This window comes from Glaciimonas sp. PCH181 (assembly GCF_003056055.1).
Lineage (GTDB): Bacteria > Pseudomonadota > Gammaproteobacteria > Burkholderiales > Burkholderiaceae_D > Glaciimonas.
On the sequence record NZ_PYFP01000002.1, the window covers coordinates 1073151 to 1095786 of the forward strand.

At 51.5% G+C, this 22636-nt stretch carries 20 protein-coding genes; 9 read left to right on the forward strand and 11 right to left on the reverse strand.

Annotation, left to right across the window (positions count from 1 at the left end; translation table 11 throughout):
* Window positions 1-127 precede the first annotated feature (127 nt).
* The 4 genes from purU to C7W93_RS18055 all read right to left on the reverse strand — a co-directional run bounded on the left by purU (window position 128) and on the right by C7W93_RS18055 (window position 4802).
* Entirely contained in the window at window positions 128-1006 is an 879-nt protein-coding gene (purU, locus tag C7W93_RS18035) for a formyltetrahydrofolate deformylase (protein WP_108441640.1), read from the reverse strand.
* Window positions 1007-1682: 676 nt separating this feature from the next.
* Window positions 1683-2408, reverse strand: coding sequence for a GntR family transcriptional regulator (locus C7W93_RS18045; RefSeq protein WP_108441642.1), 726 nt, complete (start codon window positions 2406-2408; stop codon window positions 1683-1685).
* 232 nt (window positions 2409-2640) lie between these two features.
* A complete protein-coding gene (locus tag C7W93_RS18050; protein WP_108441643.1) occupies window positions 2641-3726 on the reverse strand; it encodes a BMP family ABC transporter substrate-binding protein in 1086 nt (361 codons plus the stop codon).
* 239 nt (window positions 3727-3965) lie between these two features.
* A complete protein-coding gene (locus C7W93_RS18055) occupies window positions 3966-4802 on the reverse strand; it encodes an outer envelope protein (RefSeq protein WP_108441644.1) in 837 nt (278 codons plus the stop codon).
* A 686-nt stretch (window positions 4803-5488) separates the two neighbouring features.
* Here C7W93_RS18055 and C7W93_RS18065 point away from each other — a divergent pair.
* Genes C7W93_RS18065 through C7W93_RS18075 form a run of 3 tightly spaced genes read left to right on the forward strand, consistent with a single transcriptional unit; the run spans window position 5489 to window position 9133 of the window.
* Window positions 5489-7105 carry an ABC transporter ATP-binding protein gene (locus C7W93_RS18065; protein ID WP_108441646.1) on the forward strand — a complete coding sequence of 539 codons (1617 nt, stop codon included), beginning with the start codon at window positions 5489-5491 and terminating at the stop codon, window positions 7103-7105.
* A 31-nt stretch (window positions 7106-7136) separates the two neighbouring features.
* Window positions 7137-8207: an ABC transporter permease gene (locus C7W93_RS18070; protein ID WP_201747315.1), complete on the forward strand. Its 1071-nt coding sequence runs from the start codon at window positions 7137-7139 to the stop codon at window positions 8205-8207.
* A complete protein-coding gene (locus C7W93_RS18075; RefSeq protein ID WP_108441648.1) occupies window positions 8204-9133 on the forward strand; it encodes an ABC transporter permease in 930 nt (309 codons plus the stop codon). Before C7W93_RS18070 ends, C7W93_RS18075 begins: the two co-directional genes overlap by 4 nt.
* Window positions 9134-9495: 362 nt before the next feature.
* Here the strand turns inward: C7W93_RS18075 and C7W93_RS18080 are convergent, their stop codons facing one another.
* The 3 genes from C7W93_RS18080 to C7W93_RS18090 are packed head-to-tail and all read right to left on the reverse strand — an operon-like array spanning window position 9496 to window position 12300.
* Window positions 9496-10521: an ABC transporter substrate-binding protein gene (locus tag C7W93_RS18080; RefSeq protein WP_108441649.1), complete on the reverse strand. Its 1026-nt coding sequence runs from the start codon at window positions 10519-10521 to the stop codon at window positions 9496-9498.
* Window positions 10522-10579: 58 nt separating this feature from the next.
* The gene (locus tag C7W93_RS18085) at window positions 10580-11482 is read right to left on the reverse strand and encodes an ABC transporter permease (RefSeq protein WP_108441650.1); all 903 of its coding nucleotides are present in this window, start codon (window positions 11480-11482) and stop codon (window positions 10580-10582) included.
* 8 nt (window positions 11483-11490) lie between these two features.
* A complete protein-coding gene (locus tag C7W93_RS18090) occupies window positions 11491-12300 on the reverse strand; it encodes an ABC transporter ATP-binding protein (protein WP_201747285.1) in 810 nt (269 codons plus the stop codon).
* Between the two features lie 134 nt (window positions 12301-12434).
* Between C7W93_RS18090 and C7W93_RS18095 the strand changes: the two genes are divergently transcribed.
* On the forward strand, window positions 12435-13100 hold the full coding sequence (locus tag C7W93_RS18095; protein WP_108441651.1) for a response regulator transcription factor: 666 nt from the start codon (window positions 12435-12437) through the stop codon (window positions 13098-13100).
* Entirely contained in the window at window positions 13097-14494 is a 1398-nt protein-coding gene (locus tag C7W93_RS18100; RefSeq protein ID WP_108441652.1) for a sensor histidine kinase, read from the forward strand. The genes C7W93_RS18095 and C7W93_RS18100 overlap by 4 nt, the downstream gene beginning before the upstream one ends.
* 22 nt (window positions 14495-14516) lie before the next feature.
* On the opposite strand, the gene C7W93_RS18105 is transcribed toward C7W93_RS18100, so the two are convergent.
* Entirely contained in the window at window positions 14517-15269 is a 753-nt protein-coding gene (locus tag C7W93_RS18105) for a hypothetical protein (RefSeq protein WP_108442206.1), read from the reverse strand.
* A gap of 466 nt (window positions 15270-15735) precedes the next feature.
* Between C7W93_RS18105 and C7W93_RS18110 the strand changes: the two genes are divergently transcribed.
* The 3 genes from C7W93_RS18110 to C7W93_RS18120 are packed head-to-tail and all read left to right on the forward strand — an operon-like array spanning window position 15736 to window position 18399.
* Complete coding sequence (locus tag C7W93_RS18110) at window positions 15736-16332, forward strand: phosphatase PAP2 family protein (RefSeq protein WP_108441653.1); 597 nt, start codon at window positions 15736-15738, stop codon at window positions 16330-16332.
* A 55-nt stretch (window positions 16333-16387) separates the two neighbouring features.
* On the forward strand, window positions 16388-17083 hold the full coding sequence (locus C7W93_RS18115; protein WP_108441654.1) for a response regulator transcription factor: 696 nt from the start codon (window positions 16388-16390) through the stop codon (window positions 17081-17083).
* Complete coding sequence (locus C7W93_RS18120; protein WP_108441655.1) at window positions 17038-18399, forward strand: ATP-binding protein; 1362 nt, start codon at window positions 17038-17040, stop codon at window positions 18397-18399. The genes C7W93_RS18115 and C7W93_RS18120 overlap by 46 nt, the downstream gene beginning before the upstream one ends.
* 17 nt (window positions 18400-18416) lie before the next feature.
* Here C7W93_RS18120 and C7W93_RS18125 read toward each other — a convergent pair whose 3' ends face one another.
* From C7W93_RS18125 to C7W93_RS18135, 3 genes are all read right to left on the reverse strand, one after another.
* Window positions 18417-18800 (reverse strand): hypothetical protein, encoded by a 384-nt coding sequence (locus tag C7W93_RS18125; protein WP_108441656.1) that lies wholly within the window; start codon window positions 18798-18800, stop codon window positions 18417-18419.
* Between the two features lie 258 nt (window positions 18801-19058).
* The gene (locus tag C7W93_RS18130; protein WP_108441657.1) at window positions 19059-19385 is read right to left on the reverse strand and encodes a hypothetical protein; all 327 of its coding nucleotides are present in this window, start codon (window positions 19383-19385) and stop codon (window positions 19059-19061) included.
* A gap of 211 nt (window positions 19386-19596) precedes the next feature.
* Entirely contained in the window at window positions 19597-20889 is a 1293-nt protein-coding gene (locus C7W93_RS18135) for an EAL domain-containing protein (protein ID WP_108441658.1), read from the reverse strand.
* Between the two features lie 481 nt (window positions 20890-21370).
* Here C7W93_RS18135 and C7W93_RS18140 point away from each other — a divergent pair, with 481 nt between their 5' ends.
* Window positions 21371-22606: a SpoIIE family protein phosphatase gene (locus C7W93_RS18140; protein WP_108441659.1), complete on the forward strand. Its 1236-nt coding sequence runs from the start codon at window positions 21371-21373 to the stop codon at window positions 22604-22606.
* The last annotated feature ends 30 nt before the right edge of the window (window positions 22607-22636 follow it).

A 22636-nucleotide genomic window follows, 5' to 3' on the forward strand; every position in this document is an offset into this window, starting at 1 on the left:
AGCAATCAACTTGTGAAAAAATTCAGCCGACGACGGGTCGGTAATACTGGTTGCCGAGACGCAGGCTTAAATCATGCGCCGCGCTGGCTAAAGGGAAAGACGCCGCTGGGGCGTTTACGTACATTTTTTATTTAAATACAACGGTCTTTTTGCCATGTACTAATACGCGGTCTTCCAGGTGATACCGCAGGCCGCGTGCGAGCACGGCCTTCTCAATATCTTTACCATAGCGCACCAAATCCTCGACCTTATCGGAATGATCGATGCGGTTCACATCCTGCTCAATGATCTGGCCCTGATCCAACTCTTCGGTGACGTAATGACAGGTCGCGCCGATCAATTTGACGCCTTTTTCAAATGCTTGATGGTAGGGTTTTGCGCCGATGAAACTCGGCAAAAAGGAATGATGAATATTGATGATCTGGCCGTGATAACGAGCGCATAACTCTGGACTTAACACCTGCATGTAACGCGCCAGCACCATCACATCGCCCTGCGCTTCGTCATACAACCGCGCTACTTCTGCATAGGCTTCGGTTTTATTGGTCGCTGTCACCGGCACGTGATGGAAAGGAATTCCGTGCCATTCGACCAATCCTCTGAACGTCTCGTGATTTGAAATCACGCAGGGGATATCGATATCCAATTCTTGCGATTGCCAACGCGCCAGCAAATCGTAAAGACAATGTTCCTGCTTGGAAACTAGCAAGACTACGCGTTTCTTTTTAGCCGAATCAGCAATTCGCCAATGCATCGAAAAATCGTGCGCGATGGAGGCAAAACGCGACCGGAAGGCATCGATATCATAAGAAATCGAATCAGCCAGAATTTCCTGACGCATGAAAAACCGCTTGTTTACTTCATCAGCATGATGGCTAGCCTCAGTAATCCATCCCCCGGCATCAGCAACAAAACTGCTCACCGCAGCCACAATACCGACACTGTCAGGACACGATAGTGATAGCGTGTAACGGCGCGGGAGAGACTGAGGCTGAACACGTGTCATGATTATCCACCAGTGAGAATTAATAGTTCACATGATGCACCTTTTATTCTTTTGAGTAAACTTATTTTAACGAAGGTGGATTTTTATCTTTTTCTTAGAGAAAAATCGTCACGTTTGTGGGGCGTAGCGGCGAATTTTGCTGGTGTGCGCTAAAGAAAACATGCCGCATTCTGGACAAGTGAGATTAGACAAATTTCTAAAAACCGCAGCATTTGGGCGCGCTAAGGAACTCCGCTGGATTCAGCTGCGCCAATCCGCAAGAACGTGAGGATATGCATAGTTACAACGCGTTGCTGCAAGGTGATTTGGCAGTGCTGGAATAAGGGGCGGTGATGGCGCAGATCATGCAAAATCGGATGGTTGCGCTGAGGTAAGCGGCACAACTAATCGCAGGCGCAGACAAACCGTTGTACCGCGCCGATCGGATAAAAGCCATCGAAAATGCGCATCTGCGGACGGTTTTTGCACCAGCGGAACAGGCTACGCTGAGTACGTTTTTGCCGTTGCAAACCGATGCGTATGTGGCTGAGTTGTGCCATTTTGCGATGAAGATGCAGACTTTATCGCGGAGGGAAGGAAGTGCTTATTTGCGGCAACGGCATGTGTTTGGGTAAAGATTGATTCTAGTTTTATGTGCTGAATTTATAGCCTGACTTTATTGGCCGAATTTATCACTTTATTCAGGCGGTTTCCCCAAAGCTGCCCGCAGGTCAAAATTTGCCGTCGGTTCGGGTTGAACTCTGGCCTCGCAATTGCGTAAATGATGCGCCATATGCGACTGGGCTAAGGCGGCATCACCGCTTTCCAGCGCCAACAACACGCTTTCGTGCTCATCGAAAGAGCAGGCATTCTGCCCCGGCGCTTCGACCTTGGCGATCAGCAATGTCGTGCGCGAAACCAGCTTGCGCAGTACGCCGACCAACAGCACGTTATCGGTTAATTCTGCCAACTCCAGATGAAATTGCGCGGACAAGCGTATCCAGCGCGGACGATCGCCAGTGAGATAGGCGGCGCGCTCGTCATCGACGCCTTTACGCAGCGCGGCTAATTGCTTGGGCGTGGCGCTATGAGCAACTTTTTCCAGTGCTGCGTGTTCGATGATATTGCGCAACTCAAACATATCTTTGGCCTCCACGCTGGTGGGGCTGGCGATAAACGCACCGCGATTGGCTTCCAGCTCGACCAGACCTTCAGTCTCTAAGCGGGTCAGCACTTTGCGCACTGTATGGCGCGCGGTATCGTAAATCTGACATAAAACTTGCTCGGTCAGTTTAGTGCGCGGTGGCAGACGATGCTCCATGATCGCATCATAGATATCGTGGTAAATCCGATCTTCCGTATTGCTTTGTGGTTTGCCTGCCGTGGGGGTGGCAACGTGCAATTGTTTGGCTGTTTTATTCATATTGATCGGATTAGAAATCGTCGTTTTTGTGGCTTATTGCTGGGGCTTATTTATGCTGTTTAATCATACTTTGGCAATTGATAATGCGCCTGTCTACCGGTAGTGTTTAAGGCCGCTTTAGCGCCCTTTAGTATGATCGAAATCGCTAAAATAAACCTGTCTTCGCCCCGTTTTTTGCCACACCGGGGCGAAGAATATTACCGCGCGGGGCCACGGCCCCTTTTACGAATAATTACTTCGGCAGTGTGCCTTCTACGCCATCGACCAACCAGTTAATACTCATCAAATCGCCCATCGGTAAGACTGCACCTGCAGCTACTTTAACGGCACCGGTGTTGTCTTTTAGCGGACCGCCAAAAGGAAGCAACTTGCCATCAACGATGGCTTTTTTCTTTTCATTGAAAAGTGCGACGACATCTGCTGGGACCGAAGGATTCAAAGGTGACAAGACGACTAGATTTTCTTGAATACCCCAGAGTGTTTTTTCTGGTTTCCATGTGCCGGCCAATTCGCGTTTTACTTCCTGGCTGTAATACACACCCCAGTTTTCAGTATTTGCGGTGAGGTGGGCTTTAGGGCCGTATTTTGCCATGTCGGTATCCCAGCCGAATGCGTGGACGCCTTTTTCTTCAGCGACTTGCACGACAGCAGGGGAATCGGTGTTTTGAGCGAGCATGTCGGCACCTTGAGCGACCAGTGTTTCAGCGGCTTGGCGTTCTTTGCCTGGGTCATACCAGGTATTCACCCAGACGATTTTGGTTTTGATTTTAGGGTTGACGCTTTTTGCGCCGAGGGTGTAGGCGTCGACGTTGCGGACGACTTCCGGGACTGGGAATGAACCGACAAAACCTAATGTATTGGTTTTGGTCATTTTTCCGGCGATGATGCCGAGGAGGTAGGCACCTTCATAGAAACGCGTTTGATAGGTTCCTACGTTGGGGCCGGTTTTGTAGCCGGTTGCGTGGACGAAGTGGACTTTCGGGAAAGCTTTGGCGACTTTGATCGTTGGGTCCATGTAGCCGAATGAGGTGGTAAATATCAGCTGATTGCCATCGACGGCGAGTTGGCGGATGACGCGTTCGGCATCGGCGGTTTCCGGGACGTTTTCTACATAAGTAGTCTTGATTTTGTTGCCGAATTCTTTTTCGATGGCGCGACGGCCCTGGTCGTGTTGGAATGTCCAGCCGCCGTCACCGACTGGGCCTAGATAGACGAACGCGACTTTTAATGGTTCGGCGGCGCTGGCTGTTGGTAGCACGCCTAGAGTTAGGGTGGTGACTGTTGCCAGGGCGATTAATGTAGAACGTAATTGAAACATTCAGAACTCCTTTTGGTGTTTAGATATCGGTTTGTGGCTGATAACACGGTTGGCGCTCCGTGGAGGCTTTGTCGGGGGTGGCCCGACAGCCAGTCACTTTTTCTGTGGGGGCGCCTAGCCGAAGCAAGAAAAAGTGACTAGCGGCTGGGCCGCCCCCGGCTTGCATCAACGGAGCACATCCCATCTAAGCAACCACCAAACCCAAAGCCCCCACGCAGCAAATACGCTCTCAACAAACCTTAAAAGTGATACTCGACCCGAACCATAGGCGTCTTAGCCAAAGACCCCTTAACAGTAGAAGGCGTACCAAACTTATTGCGCCAGTACTCATACTCAAGACCAGCCCGCAAAGTATTCTTCCCCATCCCCAAAGGCGTCCCCAAGTCATACATTATCTGACCATCGAAATGCACTTCCGGCGCAGTCCCGCCACCATATTCATTCGTACCCTTAGCCGCGATGTAATCGAAATATCCCTCAAACGCCAACCCGGTCGAAGCAATAGGAATTCCCCAGGCCAGGCTCAGCATCGGATGCGTATCGTAGGTATACCGACTAGTCACGCCGACCGGCTGATTACTCTCACGCATCAGCAACAAACTGACATTCAAAAAACCCGGCACATCCATCATCAACGTCGGTCCCAACACCAACATACGTTTTCTCGATGCATAACCCGGATCGTTCTTAGTATTCCAATCAAACCCAGCCGTCACACCAAGCCCACGCACCGGACCGAATGACAAGGTTTTTCCACTTACTTTGCCCAAATCCAGCGTATTCCGGTAAACGATATAGGCTTCCTGCGCATTGCTATCCTTACTATCGGACTGCAACAAATCCACGTTCACAAAGTTCGTCCCATACTTATAACCACTAGCATGCTGGATATCGATAATGCTCTTTGCAATCCCGGTGCCGACATACGGCTCAGCAAAATTCGTTCCGTAACGATAGCCGATGGAGGTATCGCTCCATTCAGCAGCGCTGGCCTGCTGAACGCTCGCCAGCGCTGCAGCCACTGTTAATACATTGACCGCGAACTTGCTGATTTTTACTGCTGCTTGCTTTGCCATGATGTGTTTCCAAGAGAGTGGATCACTAAGGAGTTAAGGAGCCTCATTTCCCCTTATTACGAGATTTACAACATTTAAAAATAGCGCGCAGTCCAATTTGAGGTCATTTCGCAAATCGCTCTGCTTAAAATTCTTAAATGTTTTGACAGCAATTACCGTGCCAATTGTTGCCAATCATAAACTGGCGCAAAAATTAACTATTCGGCCTCAGCGGGCGCATGGATGCTGATAATCGGTGCGGCCTTTGTTATTTTTTGCATTAAATTGGCGCTTGTAAATTATCAATGCGCTGTTACGGTGCAATAGTCGCAAATATGAATAGCGAATATTCACCAATTTATAGTTATTTTGTGACAAATTTTTGTTTAATATTGTCGACAAAATATATCGCATCGCACCATGACAATCGGGCGAAACTGTCTATTTCCAGCCTGCTGCCCCGGCATCGGCATGCTTGATCAGGCGATTTTTGCCGCGCTTTACCGCAGCAATTTCGGCTCTGGCATGACAATTGCACTTCCCCTGGGTTGCTTCCTATTCTATTTTTAGGGCTTACACAAAATTTGTCCCAGCAACGCGTGCCGACAAAGACAGTACGGTCGGACCGCGTAGATTGCCAGGACAGCGCAACGCCGCTGGGGCGATTTTGTGTAAGTCCTGTTTACTTCTCTTAAACGGACCTTCCCATGGACCTATTGCCGGATTCATCCGCATTGCCGCCACGCCTTGTCCTCAACGACATTACTAAACGCTATCCCAGCGTAGTCGCTAATGACGGGATCAGCCTGAGCGTCCAGCCCGGCGAGATTCACGCGTTGCTGGGTGAGAACGGCGCGGGAAAAAGTACGCTGATGAAGATCGTTTATGGCGTCACCAAACCGGATGCAGGCAGCATTTTGTGGGAGGGACGTTATCTGGATATCGCCAGTCCGGCGCAGGCCCGGCGTTTGGGCATCGGCATGGTGTTCCAGCATTTTTCGTTGTTTGAGACGCTGACTGTCGCTGAAAATATCGCCCTGGCGCTGGATGTGCAGGTCGCTCCGGCTTTGCTGGCGGTGCAAATTAAGGAAGTATCAGAAAAATACGGCCTGCCGATTGATCCACATCGGCTAGTCCACAGCATGTCGGTCGGGGAACGCCAACGAGTGGAAATCGTGCGCTGCCTGTTGCAGCAGCCAAAACTGTTGATCATGGACGAGCCAACCTCGGTCCTGACGCCGCAAGCCGTGCTGACCTTATTTACGACCTTGCGCCAATTGGCGGCGGAAGGTTGCAGCATTTTATATATCAGCCACAAACTAGATGAAATCCGTGCCCTGTGCGATACCGCGACCGTTTTGCGCGGCGGGCGCGTCAGCGGCACCGCTATCCCAAAAAACGAAACCAACGACAGTCTGGCCCGGATGATGATCGGCGGCGAACTGGCCGAATGCCATTTGACCCCGCAAGCCACTGGCGAAGTCCGTCTGGCGCTGGATAAATTATCTCTGGGAACAATTGACCCGTTCGGCACCACACTAAAAAACATCAGCCTGAACGTGCGCAGCGGTGAAATTCTGGGCATCGCCGGGGTCTCCGGCAACGGCCAGAAAGAATTGTTGGCGGCATTGTCTGGCGAAAGCCTGACGGACACGCCGACTGGGCAAGCGCCGATGATCGTGCTGATGGGCGAATCGGTCGGACGTTTGAATCCAGCCCAACGACGACAGCACGGCCTGACGTTTGTGCCAGAAGAACGTTTAGGGCGCGGCGCAGTGCCCAGTATGAGTCTGGCGCAGAACGCCTTGCTGACTGGCGCGCGCCACGGCATGGTGCGCAAAGGACTGCTACAACCCGGTGCGATTCAACAATTTGCACAAGACGTGATTGCCCGCTTCGGCGTCAAATGCAGCGGCGCGGATGCTGCTGCATCCAGTTTATCGGGCGGCAATCTACAGAAATTCATCGTCGGCCGCGAAACCATGCTGAATCCAAAAATGATGATTGTGGCGCAACCGACCTGGGGCGTGGATGTGGGCGCTGCACAGTTGATTCGGCAAGCGTTAATCGATCTGCGTGCGCAAGGTGTGGCGTTGTTGGTGATCTCCGAAGAATTGGAAGAATTGTTCACCATCAGTGACCGGATTTGCGTGCTGTCCGAAGGTCGCTTATCGCCAGCAGTGCGACTGGCAGATACCAGCATCGAACAAATCGGCAACTGGATGAGCGGCAAATTTGACGCGCTGCCGCCAGACGCTATCAACGAGTCACCTTCCGGCCTCGCTGCCGGAGTTTCCATCAATCAGGAGAATCATCTTGCTTAAACTTGAACGACGTGCGGCGCCGTCGCCGATGATGCGAGTGGCTTCACCGCTGATTGCTGCGGTGGCGATGCTGCTGACGGGGATCGTGATTTTTACCATCCTCGGCAAAGATCCGCAGCAAGCGTTTTACGTGTTTTTTATCAAGCCACTACAAACCGTGTACGGGGTCGGCGAATTATTGCTAAAAGCTACGCCATTGTTGTTGTGCGCGCTGGGTCTGGCGCTGGGATTCCGCGCCAATGTCTGGAATATCGGCGCAGAAGGTCAACTGACGATGGGTGCCATTGCTGGTGGTGGCGTGGCGCTGTGGCTGGGTGACAGCACCGCAATCTGGGGCTTGCCGCTGATGTTTGTCGCCGGTGCGCTGGGCGGCATGGCGTGGGCAGCGATACCGGCGTTTCTGCGCAACCGCTTCAATACTAGCGAGATTCTGGTCACGTTGATGCTGGTATATATCGCGCAATTGCTGTTGTCGTATCTGGTGCATGGGCCCTGGCGCGATCCGCAAGGTTTTAATTTTCCGCAATCCAAAACTTTCAGCGATGCGCATTTGATTCCGTTGTTGATCGAAGGCACGCGGACTAATTGGGGCTTTATTCTGGGGTTGGTGCTGGCGCTGGCATCATGGTTATTTTCTAGTAAAACTTTCGCTGGATATCGGATGCAAGTGGCTGGGCTATCCCCTGCTGCCGCGGCGTATGCGGGATTTTCTAACAAACGCAATGTGTGGGTGGCGTTGATGATTAGCGGCGCGACGGCAGGAATGGCGGGTTTATGCGAAGTCGCGGGGCCGATTGGTCAGTTACAGGCGCAAATTTCGCCCGGTTACGGTTTCGCGGCGATTATCGTGGCGTGGATTGGGCGCTTGCATCCGGTCGGGATTGTGCTTGGCGCATTGCTGATGTCGCTGTTGTATCTGGGCGGCGAATCGGCGCAGATGCAGATGGCGTTGCCTTCCGCGATTACTGGTTTGTTTCAGGGTTTGCTGTTGTTTTATTTACTGGCAGCCGACTTATTCATTACGTTTAAATTAAAGAATGTCAGCACCGTCCGCGCAATTTCTAGTGCTTCTAACGCCGCCGCCATCAAGGAAACAGCATGAATCCTGCTAGCCCCGTTCTTCCTATTATTGTCAGTACGGTTGTTGCGGCGACGCCATTGATTTATGCGGCGTTGGGTGAAACCGTTGTTGAAAAGGCCGGCGTTCTTAATCTGGGGATTGAAGGCATGATGCTGGTCGGTGCGGTAGCGGGATTTGCCGCGACGCTGGCCAGCGGTAGCGCGACGCTGGGCTTTATCGCTGCGGCTACAGCAGGGATAGCGTTGTCGCTGATCTTTGCTTTTTTGACGTTGACGTTACAGGCCAATCAGGTCGCAACCGGGTTGGCGTTGACGCTGTTCGGGATTGGATTGTCGGCTTTTGTCGGGCACGATCTGGCGGGGACACCGATTCCGGGATTGAAGGGGATTGAGATTCCGGTATTGTCGACATTGCCAGTACTCGGGCAGCTATTTTTTCACTATGACGTGATGATTTATCTATCGCTGGTGTTGGGCGGCGCGGTGTATTGGTTTTTGACTAAAAGCCATAGTGGATTGAAGCTACGGGCGGTGGGGGAATCGCCTACCGTTGCGCATGCTATCGGGCATCCGGTAATTTTTATTCGCTATCTGGCGGTGATGTTTGGCGGCGCTACTGCGGGTATTGCGGGGGCTTATTTATCTATTGTTCAAACGCCGATGTGGGTGGAGGGGATGACTGCTGGTAAAGGGTGGATTGCGCTGGCGTTGGTGGTGTTTGGGACGTGGAAGCCACTGCGCGTGATGGCGGGGGCTTATTTGTTTGGCGGAGTGACTGTTTTACAGCTGTACGCGCAGGGATTTGGGTTGGGTGTTCCTTCGGAGTTTTTGTCTATGCTGCCGTATGTAGCTACTGTGGTGGTGCTGGTGATTATTTGTCGTGATCCTAAGACTATATTGTTGAATCAGCCGGTTTCTTTGGGGAAGAGTTTTCATTCAGATGCATGAGGTGGGGTTTTGTAGAGTTTTTCGGTTTTATTTCATAACCCCGTTCACACAGAAAATCTGACAGGCTCCAGCGTGAGAATGTCCATAGTGCCGTTGAATGTGCAGCATTGATCGGCGTCAGCGATGTGCGTAAAAAACGAGCCGCAACGCGACAAATCTAGCCGCCATTTTAATGAAATTTAAGCCGATGCTGCACTGTTGAACAACAGTGTGGTGGGATTTTTTTCGCTCACATTTCTGTGATTTCAATAATTTCATCAACTGGTATTGATGCCGATGCTTTATGCCATCAGCGCAGAAATACCCTGACCGCAGGATATTTCTAACGCTGTTTTAATCTTCGTTCTACAGCCTGTTACTAGTTAACTTCCCGCCCGACTGCGCACCGACGGAACAAACATATCCGACCATTTAGCCGGCTTAGTTTTAATAGTCCCTGCTTTATCCATAAACTGCACGTACTGCATCAAACTGTTCGGTGTAGTGTGAAACTGAATATCCGGATCTGCCAACATTTTCTCAACTTCATCAGCCGTCAGTTTGATTTTAGACACCCGGATAAACGTATCTGCTGCACCTTTACGATTTTTTTCGATATAGGTGTTGGCTTCTTCCTGCGCCGCGATAAATGCCTGCACCAATTTTGGATTATTTTCAGTAAATTGTTTGAGCGCAAACACAACATCCAACGTAATATTTCCCAATACCTCTGAAGAACTCAATACCCGAGTAATTTTTGGATTTTTCAGCTCTTGATATGAAAATGGCGGCGATGTGAAATGCGCTGTGATTTCTGTTTTACCAGACATCAGCGATCCCACCGCTTCCGGGTGTCCCAGACTAACCGTCAAAGGGTCGAGCTTGGCGTAATTCTCTGCGCCAAATGTTTTGGCGACAGCCATTTGCAATACGACCGCTGACAACGATGTCTTGATACCTGGAATCGCTATTTTGTCCTTAGGCGTGAAATCTTTCAGCGATTTAATCGCCGGATTATTCGTGTTCAGCCAGAGCGAGGATGTGCTTAGCGCACCCAGACCGATTACTTCCGAGCGCGGAATGCCTTGCGCTTTGGACCATAACGTAATGAAGCCCGGGGCGCCGGTCCCTGCGATGTCCAGATTACCGGCCAGCATCGCATCATTAATCACGTTACCGCCATCGAGCAGCAACCAATTAATTTTGATATCGCCCATGCCCATTTTTTTCGCCTGTTTTTCGACCAACTGCTGATCGCGCATCACCATCAGCGGCAGGTAGAGAATCCCGTATCCGTGCGAAATTCTGATTGTTGACGCCTCTGCGCGGGCGGTGCTCATGAATGTTGATAGGCTGGACAGGACTAATGTCCCGGCGACGACTAGTTTGCTGAATGTTCTGCGCTGCATGTTTGTCTCCTGATTTTTTTAATGATTACTGAGGTACTTTGCTTAAAATACCAATCTTTTATTGCTGCATTCCCCAACGACGAATGGTGCGCTTTTCAATCGTGGCAAAAATAAAATTCTCAACAAATAACCCAATCATGATGACAAAAAATAGCCCGGCAAAAACGTTTGCGGTTTCAAGTTGATTGCGATTTTCAAAAATATACCAGCCGAGACCGCCGGTGCCGGACGACACGCCAAATACCAGTTCGGCCGCAATCAAGGTGCGCCATGCAAAGGCCCAGCCGACTTTAAGACCGGTCAGAATACTTGGAAATGCCGCCGGAATAAGAATGGCGGCAACTAGCGAGAAACGTTTCAGGCCGTAATTTTGACCGACCATGCGCAAAGTATTGGATACGCCACGAAAACCGCTGTGCGTATTCAACGCCACCGCCCACAATACCGAATGCACCAATACAAAAATAATACTGCCCGTGCCCAATCCAAACCAGATCAGCGCCAACGGTAATAACGCAATCGCTGGCAGCGGATTAAACATCGAGGTCAGCGTTTCTAAGAAGTCCGTACCGATGCGTGAACTGATGGCAACTGTTGTGAGCAAAGTCGCCAACGCAATCCCCAGGCCGTAGCCGATTAACAAAGTTTTTAGCGAGACTGCGGCTCTTTCGAGCAAGACACCGCTAATGATGCCGTCCCAGAATGCCTGCACTGTCTGGAAAAAACTCGGAAATAACAACGTGTTATTTAGCCAGCGGCCATACATTTCCCAGATGACTGCCAGAAATAGCAGAATGACAATTTTACGTAGCCAGCCGTGACGGTATAGGGATTCAAAAAACGATAAAGGTCGCTGGACCTCTGTGATGTCCGCGCGCTCTGGCGCAAGGACGTATTCGGGGCGTACATATAAAGTAGACAACGTTGTTGGGGCTGACGAAATGGCGGGTGATATTTTCATGGCTAATCTCAATGTCCGAACAACATGTCATTAATTCTGGCTTCTAGCTGCGCCTGGCTGGCGGTGCCCATCTCTTCTGGCGGAATGCTGTTGAGCTCTGCCTTGACCTGACCCGGATGCGGCGACAATAACAAGATGCGGTTACCGATACGGATCGCCTCTTCAATCGAATGCGTGACAAATAACACGGTAAAACGGGTGTCGTCCCACAGCCGCAGCAATTCGTCCTGCATCTTGCGACGCGTCAGCGCGTCAAGCGCGGCAAACGGCTCGTCCATCAGCAGCACATCTGGTTCCATCGCCATGCCACGCGCAATCGAGACGCGTTGCTTCATGCCGCCAGAAAGGGTATGCGGATAACTATCGATAAACTTGATCAGACCAACTTTTTCGATGTAGTAAGCAGCGCGCTCTGCTGCCTCTGCGCCACGCAAGCGGCGACTGGCATGCAACGCAAATTCAACGTTTTGACGCACGGTTTTCCATGGCAAAAGTTGATCGAATTCCTGAAATACCATCATCCGATCCGGGCCGGGCTGCGTCACCGTTTTGCCTTTTAGACGGATGGCGCCGTGCACCGGCTCCAGATAACCGCCTATGGCTTTGAGCAGCGTCGACTTGCCGCAGCCGGAGGGGCCGAGCAAGATATAACGGTCGGACGGATAGACTTTAAAGCTCACCTGTTTCGCTGCCGTGACCAGATGATCGCTGGTTTTGTACTGCAAGGTGACGTTATCAATTTCCAGCAACGGCGCGGGCGTAGCCGATTCAGCAGGCGCAACAGGGGCGCCTTGAACGACAGGGTCGTCTCTTATCATCTCAGTCTCCATAATTTTATTTTTTCTACAGACTAATGCTAATCTGCGAAACTGTAACGAACCTGACGTTTTTTTCTGCAACGGCCGGGAAATAATGATAAAAATCATACGTAGAAATTGAAGAGACAAATACGATGCGCATTCTTCTGGTGGAAGACACGGTAGACGTCGCCGACGCAATAGTGGCGCACTTGTTGCGCCTGGGACACACCGTGGATTGGGAGGCTAACGGCCGCAAAGCCGCGAATATGGTGATCGATCCGCATTACGATCTCATCATTCTGGACGTGATGTTGCCAGAGATGGACGGCTACGCGCTGCTAAAGCGCGTGCGTGGCGTGCCGCTTAAAACGCAAGTATTAATGCTGACGGCCTGCGCCGAAATTGAAGAACGGGTGAACGCGCTGGACGCTGGCGCGGACGATTATCTGGTGAAGCCATTTGATTTTCGCGAACTGGAAGCCCGTATCCGGGTTTTGCTGCGACGCGGCACGGGTGATTCAACCAATTTGTTGAAATGCGCCAATGTCGTGCTGGATCGCAAAAATCGCACGGTCAAGGTGGATGACGTCCCGCTGGAGCTGACGCGGCGCGAAATAACGCTGCTTGAGATTCTGATTTCTCATCCCGGACGGATTTTTGGCAAGGATGAATTAATCGATAAATTATTCACCATCGATGACACGCCCAGCGCAAATTCGGTCGAGCAATATATTGCGCGTTTGCGTAAAAAACTGTCGCAGGCAAGCTGTGAGATTCGTACTTTGCGCGGTCTCGGTTATCAGGTTGTGCTGCAATGATCGTCCTCGGACGCTCGCTCTATCTGCGGCTGGTTATCCGGGTCGGGCTGGTGCTTGTGGTCAGCGCGGTTGCCTTACTGATCGCGATCTGGTTTTCTACCCGGCTGGCTGCGAATGCTGCCTATGACCGCATCCTGACAGGCAGCGCGCTGTCGATTGCCGAGAACACCTGGTACAACAACGGCGCGGTCAATGTCGATGCGCCGATTTCGGCCTTCTCAATGCTGAGCGCTGGCGATCAGGTGTTTTACGCGGTCATTGATCCTGATGGACGGACCGTGGCAGGCGATCCCGAATTTAAGCTGCCTATCCCGTGGAACAAGCTGGCGGATGGGCCGTTGGTCATACGTGCTGTGTATCTCGGCCTGCCAGTAAGCATCGCCATCATCGGCCGCCGCATGCCGGTAGCGGGGCCAAATCCGTGGGCGGTGATCATGGTTGCCCAGACTAATAATGGGCGCGAGTCTTTTACCGCTAATCTTGCCGTGAATGCGTCGCTGGTGATTATCGTAATGGGCTTGGTGACGGTGATTGCGGCGATGTTTACGTTGTATCAGGCGCTGTCGCCATTGAAAAATATCGGGGTTGCGATTCAGCGCCGCGATTTGCACGATCTTTCGCCGCTCAACATCGAAGTACCGGCCGAAATCCATCCGCTGATCAGTTCCATCAATCAATTCATGCATCGTCTGACCGTGCATCGTGAACTGATGCGGCGCGTGATCGGCGACGCCGCGCATCAGCTACGCACGCCAGTGACTGCTCTGATATCGCAGACAGAATTGTTATCGATGCAAACTGACGATGGTGCACGCCAGCGTACTATCGCGCGGTTAAGTGAGCGGACCCATGATCTGGGTACGCTGGTCAATCAATTAATCAATCACGCCATGGTGCAACATCGGGCCGATTCGGTGCAGATGGAGACGCTGGATCTGGCGAAACTGGCAAGAGACGAAATGACGGCGATGTTGTCGCATTTTGCGCAGCGCGATCTGGATATTGCGATGCTGGCGCCGGATGTGCCCTGTTTGATAGTGGGCGACAAGGTGAGTATTCGTGAGGGGATAAAAAACATTCTCGGTAACGCTTTGCAGTATGGCGCACCGACCAGATTACATCTGGAAATAGTGCCGGTCAGCGCGTATTGGGAACTGCAACTGCGGGATGACGGTCCCGGTATTGCCAAAGTCGATTGGGATCGCATCCGCAAGCCATTCTCGGCCCGCAGCGGCGACCGTCTGGGCGCCAGCCTGGGCCTGTCTATCGTTGAAGAAGTGATGCGCGCACATCACGGCTATATGCGATTTGAGGTAGCTGAAAACCATGACTTTATTGTCGCTCTCGGTTTCAAGGCGATCCCATCGGAACCGCCTACGGTCGTATTAAGCTAAGGCTGCGTTTTGTTCATCGCCATCAGGATTCGACCGGAATGCGCTGCATAGTGCGTTTGTGGTCCCGCACCGAATAAATGACAAAGACGGCCAGCACCGAAAACAGAATCATCGACGATCCGACGGTGCCGAAATTAAGCCCGCCTTTAGCGATCGGTTTGGTCAGCAGATCGCCCAATGTTGCGCCAAATGGACGCGTCAATACAAACGCGACCCAGAATAAAAGGACTTTAGAAATTTTGGTATAAAACGCTGCTAATACCACCAACGCGATGACGCCGCCGACTAGAAATGCGCCGCCACCAAAGCCTAAGCCAGAGCTATCCGCCAAATAATCGCCTAATGCCGTACCAAGCGTATTGGAGAACAAAATTGCTGCCCAATACAGCAGTTCGACCTTAAAAGTCTTGATATTTTGAACCGATAACGATTTCTCGCTAACGCGCCAATACGCCAGAATCGCCAACAAAATGCTGATCAATATAAGCGTGCCTTTGGCGTAACCGAGTGCCAGCGTGCGGTCCATGTAATCCGACATGGTCGTGCCTGCGGTACTGGTCGAAAGAATCACCGTCCAATACAGAATCGGATGGAATTTTTTGGTGGATAACTGGGCGATCAGGGTGACCAGAAATATCCCGATCAAAATAAGAGAACTGACCGCATAACCAACGTTGAGCGTCATCGATAGCAAGTCGCCACCGGTTTCGCCCAGCGTGGTTGCACAAATCTTCATAATCCAGAAAATTAACGTAATTTCAGGTGCCTTGTTCAGCATGCGCGCCGTGTTTTTATTCACAGGCATGTTCATAGGGTTTTCTCCGAATGCGGGGGATGGATGCGAAATAACCGGCTTGCACTATGGCAAATGAAACTTAGGAGAAACATAGGGGTCTGATACGCATCACAAAAATCCTACGCTGCTGATTTAAGCTGAATGAAAGCTGCTATAAGCATAAAAAATATTTTCACGCGGGCCTCACTGGCGGCTAAACCGTCTGAAATGCTCTCGAAAACCAACTTTTTACCCCTCCGCATCACTTTTTCGCGGATTTTACGCCCCGTCTATCCCCTGCTCTTAACCCTCAGTGACAGCTAAGTGTTGGCGTTTAGGCTGTGCATTAACCCAACCAAGTAATCACGGTAAATGGTCAATCGACACGGGCATCGTCCCGCAAGCATGGTCATTGCTGCTGTGATTACAGCTGCCGTCGCACCATCTTTTATTAATTTGAGGTTTCATGGAACAACTGAATCAAGCGCTATTTCTGCTCATCAATGCACCGGCGCATCCGGATCCGGTCATGCTGACGATCGCCAAAATATGTTCTGAACAATTGATCTGGCTGATCCCAATTGCAGTGCTAGTTGGTTGGCTGTCGGGCGCTGAAAAAACCCGCAAATTCATGTTGCAAGCGACCGCCGCTGCTATCCTCGGGATGCTAATCAATGGACTTATCGGCATGGTATGGCAGCATCCGCGCCCGTTCGTGATGGGACTGGGACATAATTTTGTGCCGCACGCCGCCGACTCTTCTTTCCCGAGCGATCATTTAACGCTGCTCTTGTCGGTAGCGTTTAGTTTCTTGCTGCATCAGCGTCTGCGCGTAATCGGCCTGATGCTGACGCTAATGGGCATACCGGTTGCGTGGGCGCGGATTTATGTTGGCGTACATTTTCCGCTGGATATGTTGGGTGCGGTGATCGTCGCTGCGCTCAGCACCGGGCTTGGCGTCGCTACCGCAAAATGGTATCTCGCCCCGGCATTTTGTTGCGCCTCGGCAATTCATCGACGATTATTTGCGCCGTTTATCCGGCGCGGATGGATGTTGAAATAATCAGGTGAATCGGCGACTATCAGACTTGGCAGACATTGACACGAAGGAAGCCATGATGCGGGTATTACTGGTGGAAGATGATCGGATGATCGGCGAAGCAATACAAATGGCACTGCGCGATGCCAGCTATACCGTCGATTGGGCGCATGACGGCAACGCTGCGCTGAATGCGACGCTCGCCACCGACCACCCTGCAAGCTACGATTTGATGTTGCTGGATCTTGGGCTGCCGCAGTTGGACGGCGTTGAAGTTTTACGTCAGTTACGCCAGCGTGGCAGCACGTTGCCGGTGCTGATCGTTACTGCTCGCGATGCGGTGGATGACCGGATCCGTGGACTGGATTTGGGCGCTGACGATTATGTCGTCAAGCCTTTTGAAATGGGCGAATTGCTGGCGCGGATGCGGGCACTGATCCGCCGTCAGGCTGGCAACGCAACACCGCTGATGACCAACGGCGCACTGAGCCTTGATCCGACTACGCGCGAAGTGACTTTTGAAAACATCGTCACCCGCCTATCGGCACGCGAATTCGCGCTGCTGCACGCGCTGTTGCTGCGACCGGGGGCGATATTATCGCGTCAGGAACTGGAAAATCGTTTATATGGCTGGAACGAAGAAGTCGAAAGCAACGCTGTCGAATTTCTGATCCATTCGATCCGTAAAAAACTGGGTGCGGCATCGATCAAAAACGTCAGGGGGCTGGGATGGATGGTAGCAAAGCAAAACGACAATATGTCACAGAAAAACTAAACCGTTCTCTGCAATTTCGCCTGTCGCTCTGGCTGTCGTTAATCATTCTGGTGATCGCGATGGTCGCTGGCGTGATTTCATTTATATCGGCCTTCAGTGAAGCTAACGATTTGCAAGACGATCAATTGCGCCAGATTGCGGCGATGATCGACGGCAGCGATTTGCCACTGGTCACGCCCGATCCCCGAAGCGTGGGACCGATAAAAGATTCAGAATCACAGGTCATAGTGCAAACACTGGGTAACAATACCGGACCGCTGGCATTACCTGCCAATTTGCCGGATGGCATCCAGACAGTCACAGTGCACGAAATTCCGTGGCGTATGTTTGTCCGCACCGTCCGTTCCGGGCAGCGCTTAGCAGTCGGCCAGCGCACCGAGGTCCGCGATGAAGTCGCACGCGACGGCGGCTTACGCACCGTGATGCCGCTGGTGGTGCTGATTCCGTTACTGATCGGATTGGTAAGTTTGCTGGTGCGACGTATGTTGCGGCCCATTTCCAGACTTTCTCAAGAAGTCGATCAGCGCGACGATCATGATATTCGTCCGCTAGACGATCAACACGTGCCGGATGAAATACGTCCGTTAATCGCTTCGATCAACCGCCTGTTGCGGCGCGTCGCCGATGTGATGGATGCGCAACGGCGCTTTCTGGCCGATGCGGCGCATGAATTACGCTCACCGTTGACCGCCTTATCACTGCAAGCCGAAAATCTGGCGGCAACGGAATTATCGCCCTTATCCAAAGCGCGGTTACAGCCGCTGCGGGAAGGATTAACCAGGGCCAAGACATTGTTGGAGCAATTACTGACACTGGCGCGCTCACAAAATACCGGCTATTCCCACACCACGACGCTATCGGTGCAAAAGGTGTTGCGACGGATTATGGAAGATACGCTGCCGCTGGCAGAGGCAAAAAAAATCGACATCGGCGTTGATGCCGATACCGACGCAAAAGCAGACAGTGAAGCAATATTGGTCGCACCGGAAGTGGATGTCATCACGCTGATCCGCAACCTACTCGATAATGCGATTCGTTACACACCGATTGGCGGCACTATCAACGTCCGCGTGCGTACAGGGAATAGCGTCGTCACCATCGAGGTTGAAGATACCGGCCCCGGTATTTCTGTGGCGGAACGCGAACGGGTTTTTGATCCGTTTTACCGAATCCTCGGCAATGACGAAGATGGATCGGGATTGGGCTTGTCCATCGTCAAATCAATCGTCATGCGCTTGCAAGGAACAGTCGAATTACGCAACGCCAGCAGCCATCCGCCGTTCGGACTAAAAGTCATCATTCGGCTACCGGTTTAATCGTTGCGGTCATGGTGTTAGCGACCATCGTGGTCGCGGTGGTCATCATGACGGTCATCGCGGTGGTCGTCACGATAGTCCCGACGATCATCATGGCGCTCGTGCCATTGACGTTCGCGCCATTCCCGCGCACGCATATTACGTTCACGCCATTCGCCTTCTCTTTCCGGCTCAATATAGACCGGACGTGGCGCAACATACACTGGCCGCGGTGCGACGTAGACCGGACGCGGTGCTACATACACTGGCGGCGGTTGCACATAAACTGGTTCCGGGGCGACGTATATACCCGGTAAGCCGATATTTACGCCGACATCAACCCGGGCCATCGCCGGGGCAGCCGCCATCGTTAATGTCGCCGCTGCAATCAATCCTGCTGCAATAGTGAGATATTTTTTCATGATCATTCTCCTTCGTTTTAACTAATTTTGGGTCAGGCATTTGCGCTAAATTTGCGCTACGTTTTTTAGCTATGTTGTAAACTATGTGTAGCTATTAAACGCCCCATTCGCTTGCAAGGCTATCCGGTTTTGGTAACAACAGTCACAAAACATTGCAGCGAAAATTTGTCCGATTTTTTGTGACGCACAACTTTAATTTGATGCTGATAAAAATAAAAAAGACAGGCTAAGCCTGTCTTTTTTCCTACAACAAACTGCTTACTTAGTGACGCCGACTGTCGCGTTTGCATCTACTTTAGCGGCAGTATTGTCGGCCTTCGCTGCTGATTTAACTTTAGCTGCTTTATGATGCGCTTTGGCCTTAGTTTCTTTAGCGTCGGCTTTCGCATCTGCTACTTTTGCATCGGCCTTGACATCGGTTTTCGATTCCGCTGCATTGGCTTTAACGTCTGCTTTATTTTGTTTCAGATCTGCTTTAGCAGACACTGAAGTAGCTACAGTAGGTGTTGTCGGTGCAGCAGGTGCTTGTGCAAAAACTGAAGTTGCAAACAGACCAGCGATCAGAGTAGCGAGTAATTTGTTCATTTTTTCAATCCTTTATGTTGTCTTAAATCCTCAAGTGTTTCTTGAGGTCTTGCGCTATAAACGACTGCAGCAAGCATCACGTTGACGGTTATTACACACCGTTACAACTGATTGAAAATAGATGTTAAAGACATACGGGACTTGTCGCTGGCCGGGCGTGATGGCGGTGAACGATGGTGAACGTTAGTTAGTTAATTAGTTAATTAGTTAATTAATGGTGATTCAGCGAACCCGATGCCACATGGGGAGACCGCAGCATCAGCGCGTCAGGAAAGCCTTCAGCGACGTGCTCGATGCGGGCCATTTCGCGAATCAAATCTTGCGCGTTCCCCATGCCTAGATACTGCCCCTGATCGGCAATCACAAAACCGTTGAACAGATGATGGCGCTCAGCCACTGCAATCGTTTGACTCAGGTCGTAAAGGGTCGTGCTCTGATCAACGATGATCGGCTGGCAATCCATGAACAAGGTGCAAGCCTTTTCCGCGTGCAATTCTTTCAAGTAGGGAGAAGCACACTGTTGCAGAAGATTTGCCCGTGTAATCAATCCCAACACAATCCCGTTTCCCACCACGGGAATGACGTGTAAATCGGGAGTATCGTGGAACATCGCGTGCACTGCATGATTAGGCATCTCTGGTGTGGCGATCGGGACAACGCGCACCAGCCTGAATGCGGTGGCGATGTTTTTTTTCGACACGCCTGAAGAGGTTATGACGTCTGCAGCGAAATAGTGACGATCATCACGGGCAAGGCTCTGCACTACTTCCGACGCGAGTGTAATTGCCGGGGCGCTGTGCGGACGCGCAATGTGATATCCCTGTCCGCAAGCGATGCCCAAATCTCGAACGATCAGCATTTCAATCTGGGTTTCGATACCTTCGGCGATCACCACGGTGCCAGAAGTTTGTGCGATCTCTTGAATCGATCGCACGAATTGCAACTTCACCGGATCGCGGTTAATGCCCTGGATAAAATGCATGTCGATTTTGACGTATTCGGGGCGCAGTTCCGACCATAAACGCAAACTGGAAAATCCTTCTCCAAGATCGTCAATCGCTATCTGAAAACCCATATTGCGGTAATGCGTGACAGCTTTTCGCAGCAATTCGTAGTCTGAGGTCGGCTGACTTTCGGTCAGCTCAATGATCAGTCGCTCTGGAGAGATGCCGAGGCGCTGAATCGAATCCAGTGTTTCGCCGTGCGTCGCATCCGGTTGTAATAGCGCCTCCGGACTAACATTGAGAAAAAGCTTACCGGGCAACGCCAACCTGGCAAAGCTTTCCAGCACTACGCGCCGACACATATGCTCTACTTTTACCGTCAGGTTATTGGCCTTGGCTACCTTGAACAAATCCATCGGCGCGTGCAGCGGACTATCCGATGGCCCCCGAATCAATCCTTCATAACCGATAATCTCGCCATTTTGCATGCCAACGATGGGCTGAAACAACGCACTGAGTTGCTGCTTTGCGAGAATTTCTTGAAGACGCGCCAGTAACATACGATTCTTACTTCCTGAAAATATACTCTGGTCGGTATCTGAATCTGAATCACAGGCAGCGGACAATCCGACGCCGCGCGACAACGAATCAGTGCAGCAATGCTGTTGCCTGCCGGCGTGTTGTCAACGACATTTGCATCCTCCGTCTATCAGAAATGTCAGCAGCAAAAGCGCCCATCCCGGATCAAACAGATAGCTGCAAAAAGCAGGCATTACATAGAAACTAAGGTGGAGAATTGCGTCAGCGACGCACGCGTCTGACAAACGGGAAACTCTTCCCAAACGAAAATTATGGCCAACATTTATGACAGCTTGATGAAAGCGATAAGGAACCGCCAGCAAGTTGCACACTGGGCGTTTCTGGTTCGGTGCGCGGCATCCCAAGGCCAGGTCATCTCTATGTCACACCGTTGCGATATTGTTGTCATTCAATGTCAGCGCTGAAAAAATGTAGCGTCACATCTTTATCTTCCCTGCAAACATGAAAAATGGCTTCATCAGTACGCCGACCAAAAGCCCGATAGTGCGACATCCCTCTGCCCGGGATCTCAGTATCGTCATGCCGACCATCTCCGTAGATGAAAATAACGCCAGCGTAGTGGAGATATTTAGCCAGCACCGCGATCTGGTCAGTCTGGTGGTGCTGCAACAGCAGCGGCCCATGGGATTAATTAGTCGGCATATCTTCATGTCGCAGATGTCCAAACCCTATCACCGCGAACTTTACGAAAAAAAGAGCTGTATCGCGTTCATGGACAAGGAACCACTGATTGTGGAGGCTGAAACCGTCATCGAAAAACTGGCCTTGATGGCGGTCGAAGCTGGGGACAAAACATTGGCGGACGGCTTTATCATTATCAGCAACGGCGCATTTTTAGGCTGGGGTTCTGGTCTTGATTTAATGCGGATGATGGTCGATTTACAGTCTGAAAAAAATCGCAACATCATGCAAAGTATTGAATATGCCAGCGTGATCCAGCGCGCCATGTTGAGTACCTCACGCGACAACATGAGCAGCGCGTTGACAGACGCCTGTCTGGTATGGGAGCCGCGTGACGTGGTGGGCGGTGATTTTTACCACTTCACGCACTTTGAGGGCGGCTGGTTTGCTGCGGTGGCTGACTGCACCGGGCATGGCGTACCGGGTGCATTTTTGACGCTGATTGCCTCTTCTACGCTTGCTCAGGCGCTGGTGCAACACGGCCCACAAGACCCGGCCTTGTTATTAAGCGAGGTCAATCGCAGCATCAAGCAATCGTTAGGTCAGCACACGGCAGCCGATCGACTATCCGAATCCGATGATGGCATGGACGCGACTTTTTTCTGGTTTGACACAAGTACGTCGATATTAACCAGCGCGGGCGCAAAAATATCGCTATTCGTACTCATGCCAGAGCACGACGAAGTCGTTATGGTCGATGGTGAGCGCATCGGCCTGGGCTACGTTGCTACGCCGCTCAATGCCCACTGGTCCAACAGTACGACTACCCTATCTCGCAATACGATTGTATTTGCCGCCACCGACGGCATCATCGATCAGATTGGCGGAAGCAGAAATATCGCTTTTGGCAAGCGACGTATCCGCACCGCAATGCTGGCCAATCGACATTTACCGATGAGCGCGTTCGCCGAGACACTCATGGGCGAACAAAAAGCTTATCAAGGCGCACATCTGCGTCGTGACGATCTGACCTTCTTTGCTTTCCGGGTACATTAAAAAACAGGACATTTTCTGCATCAAGACGCA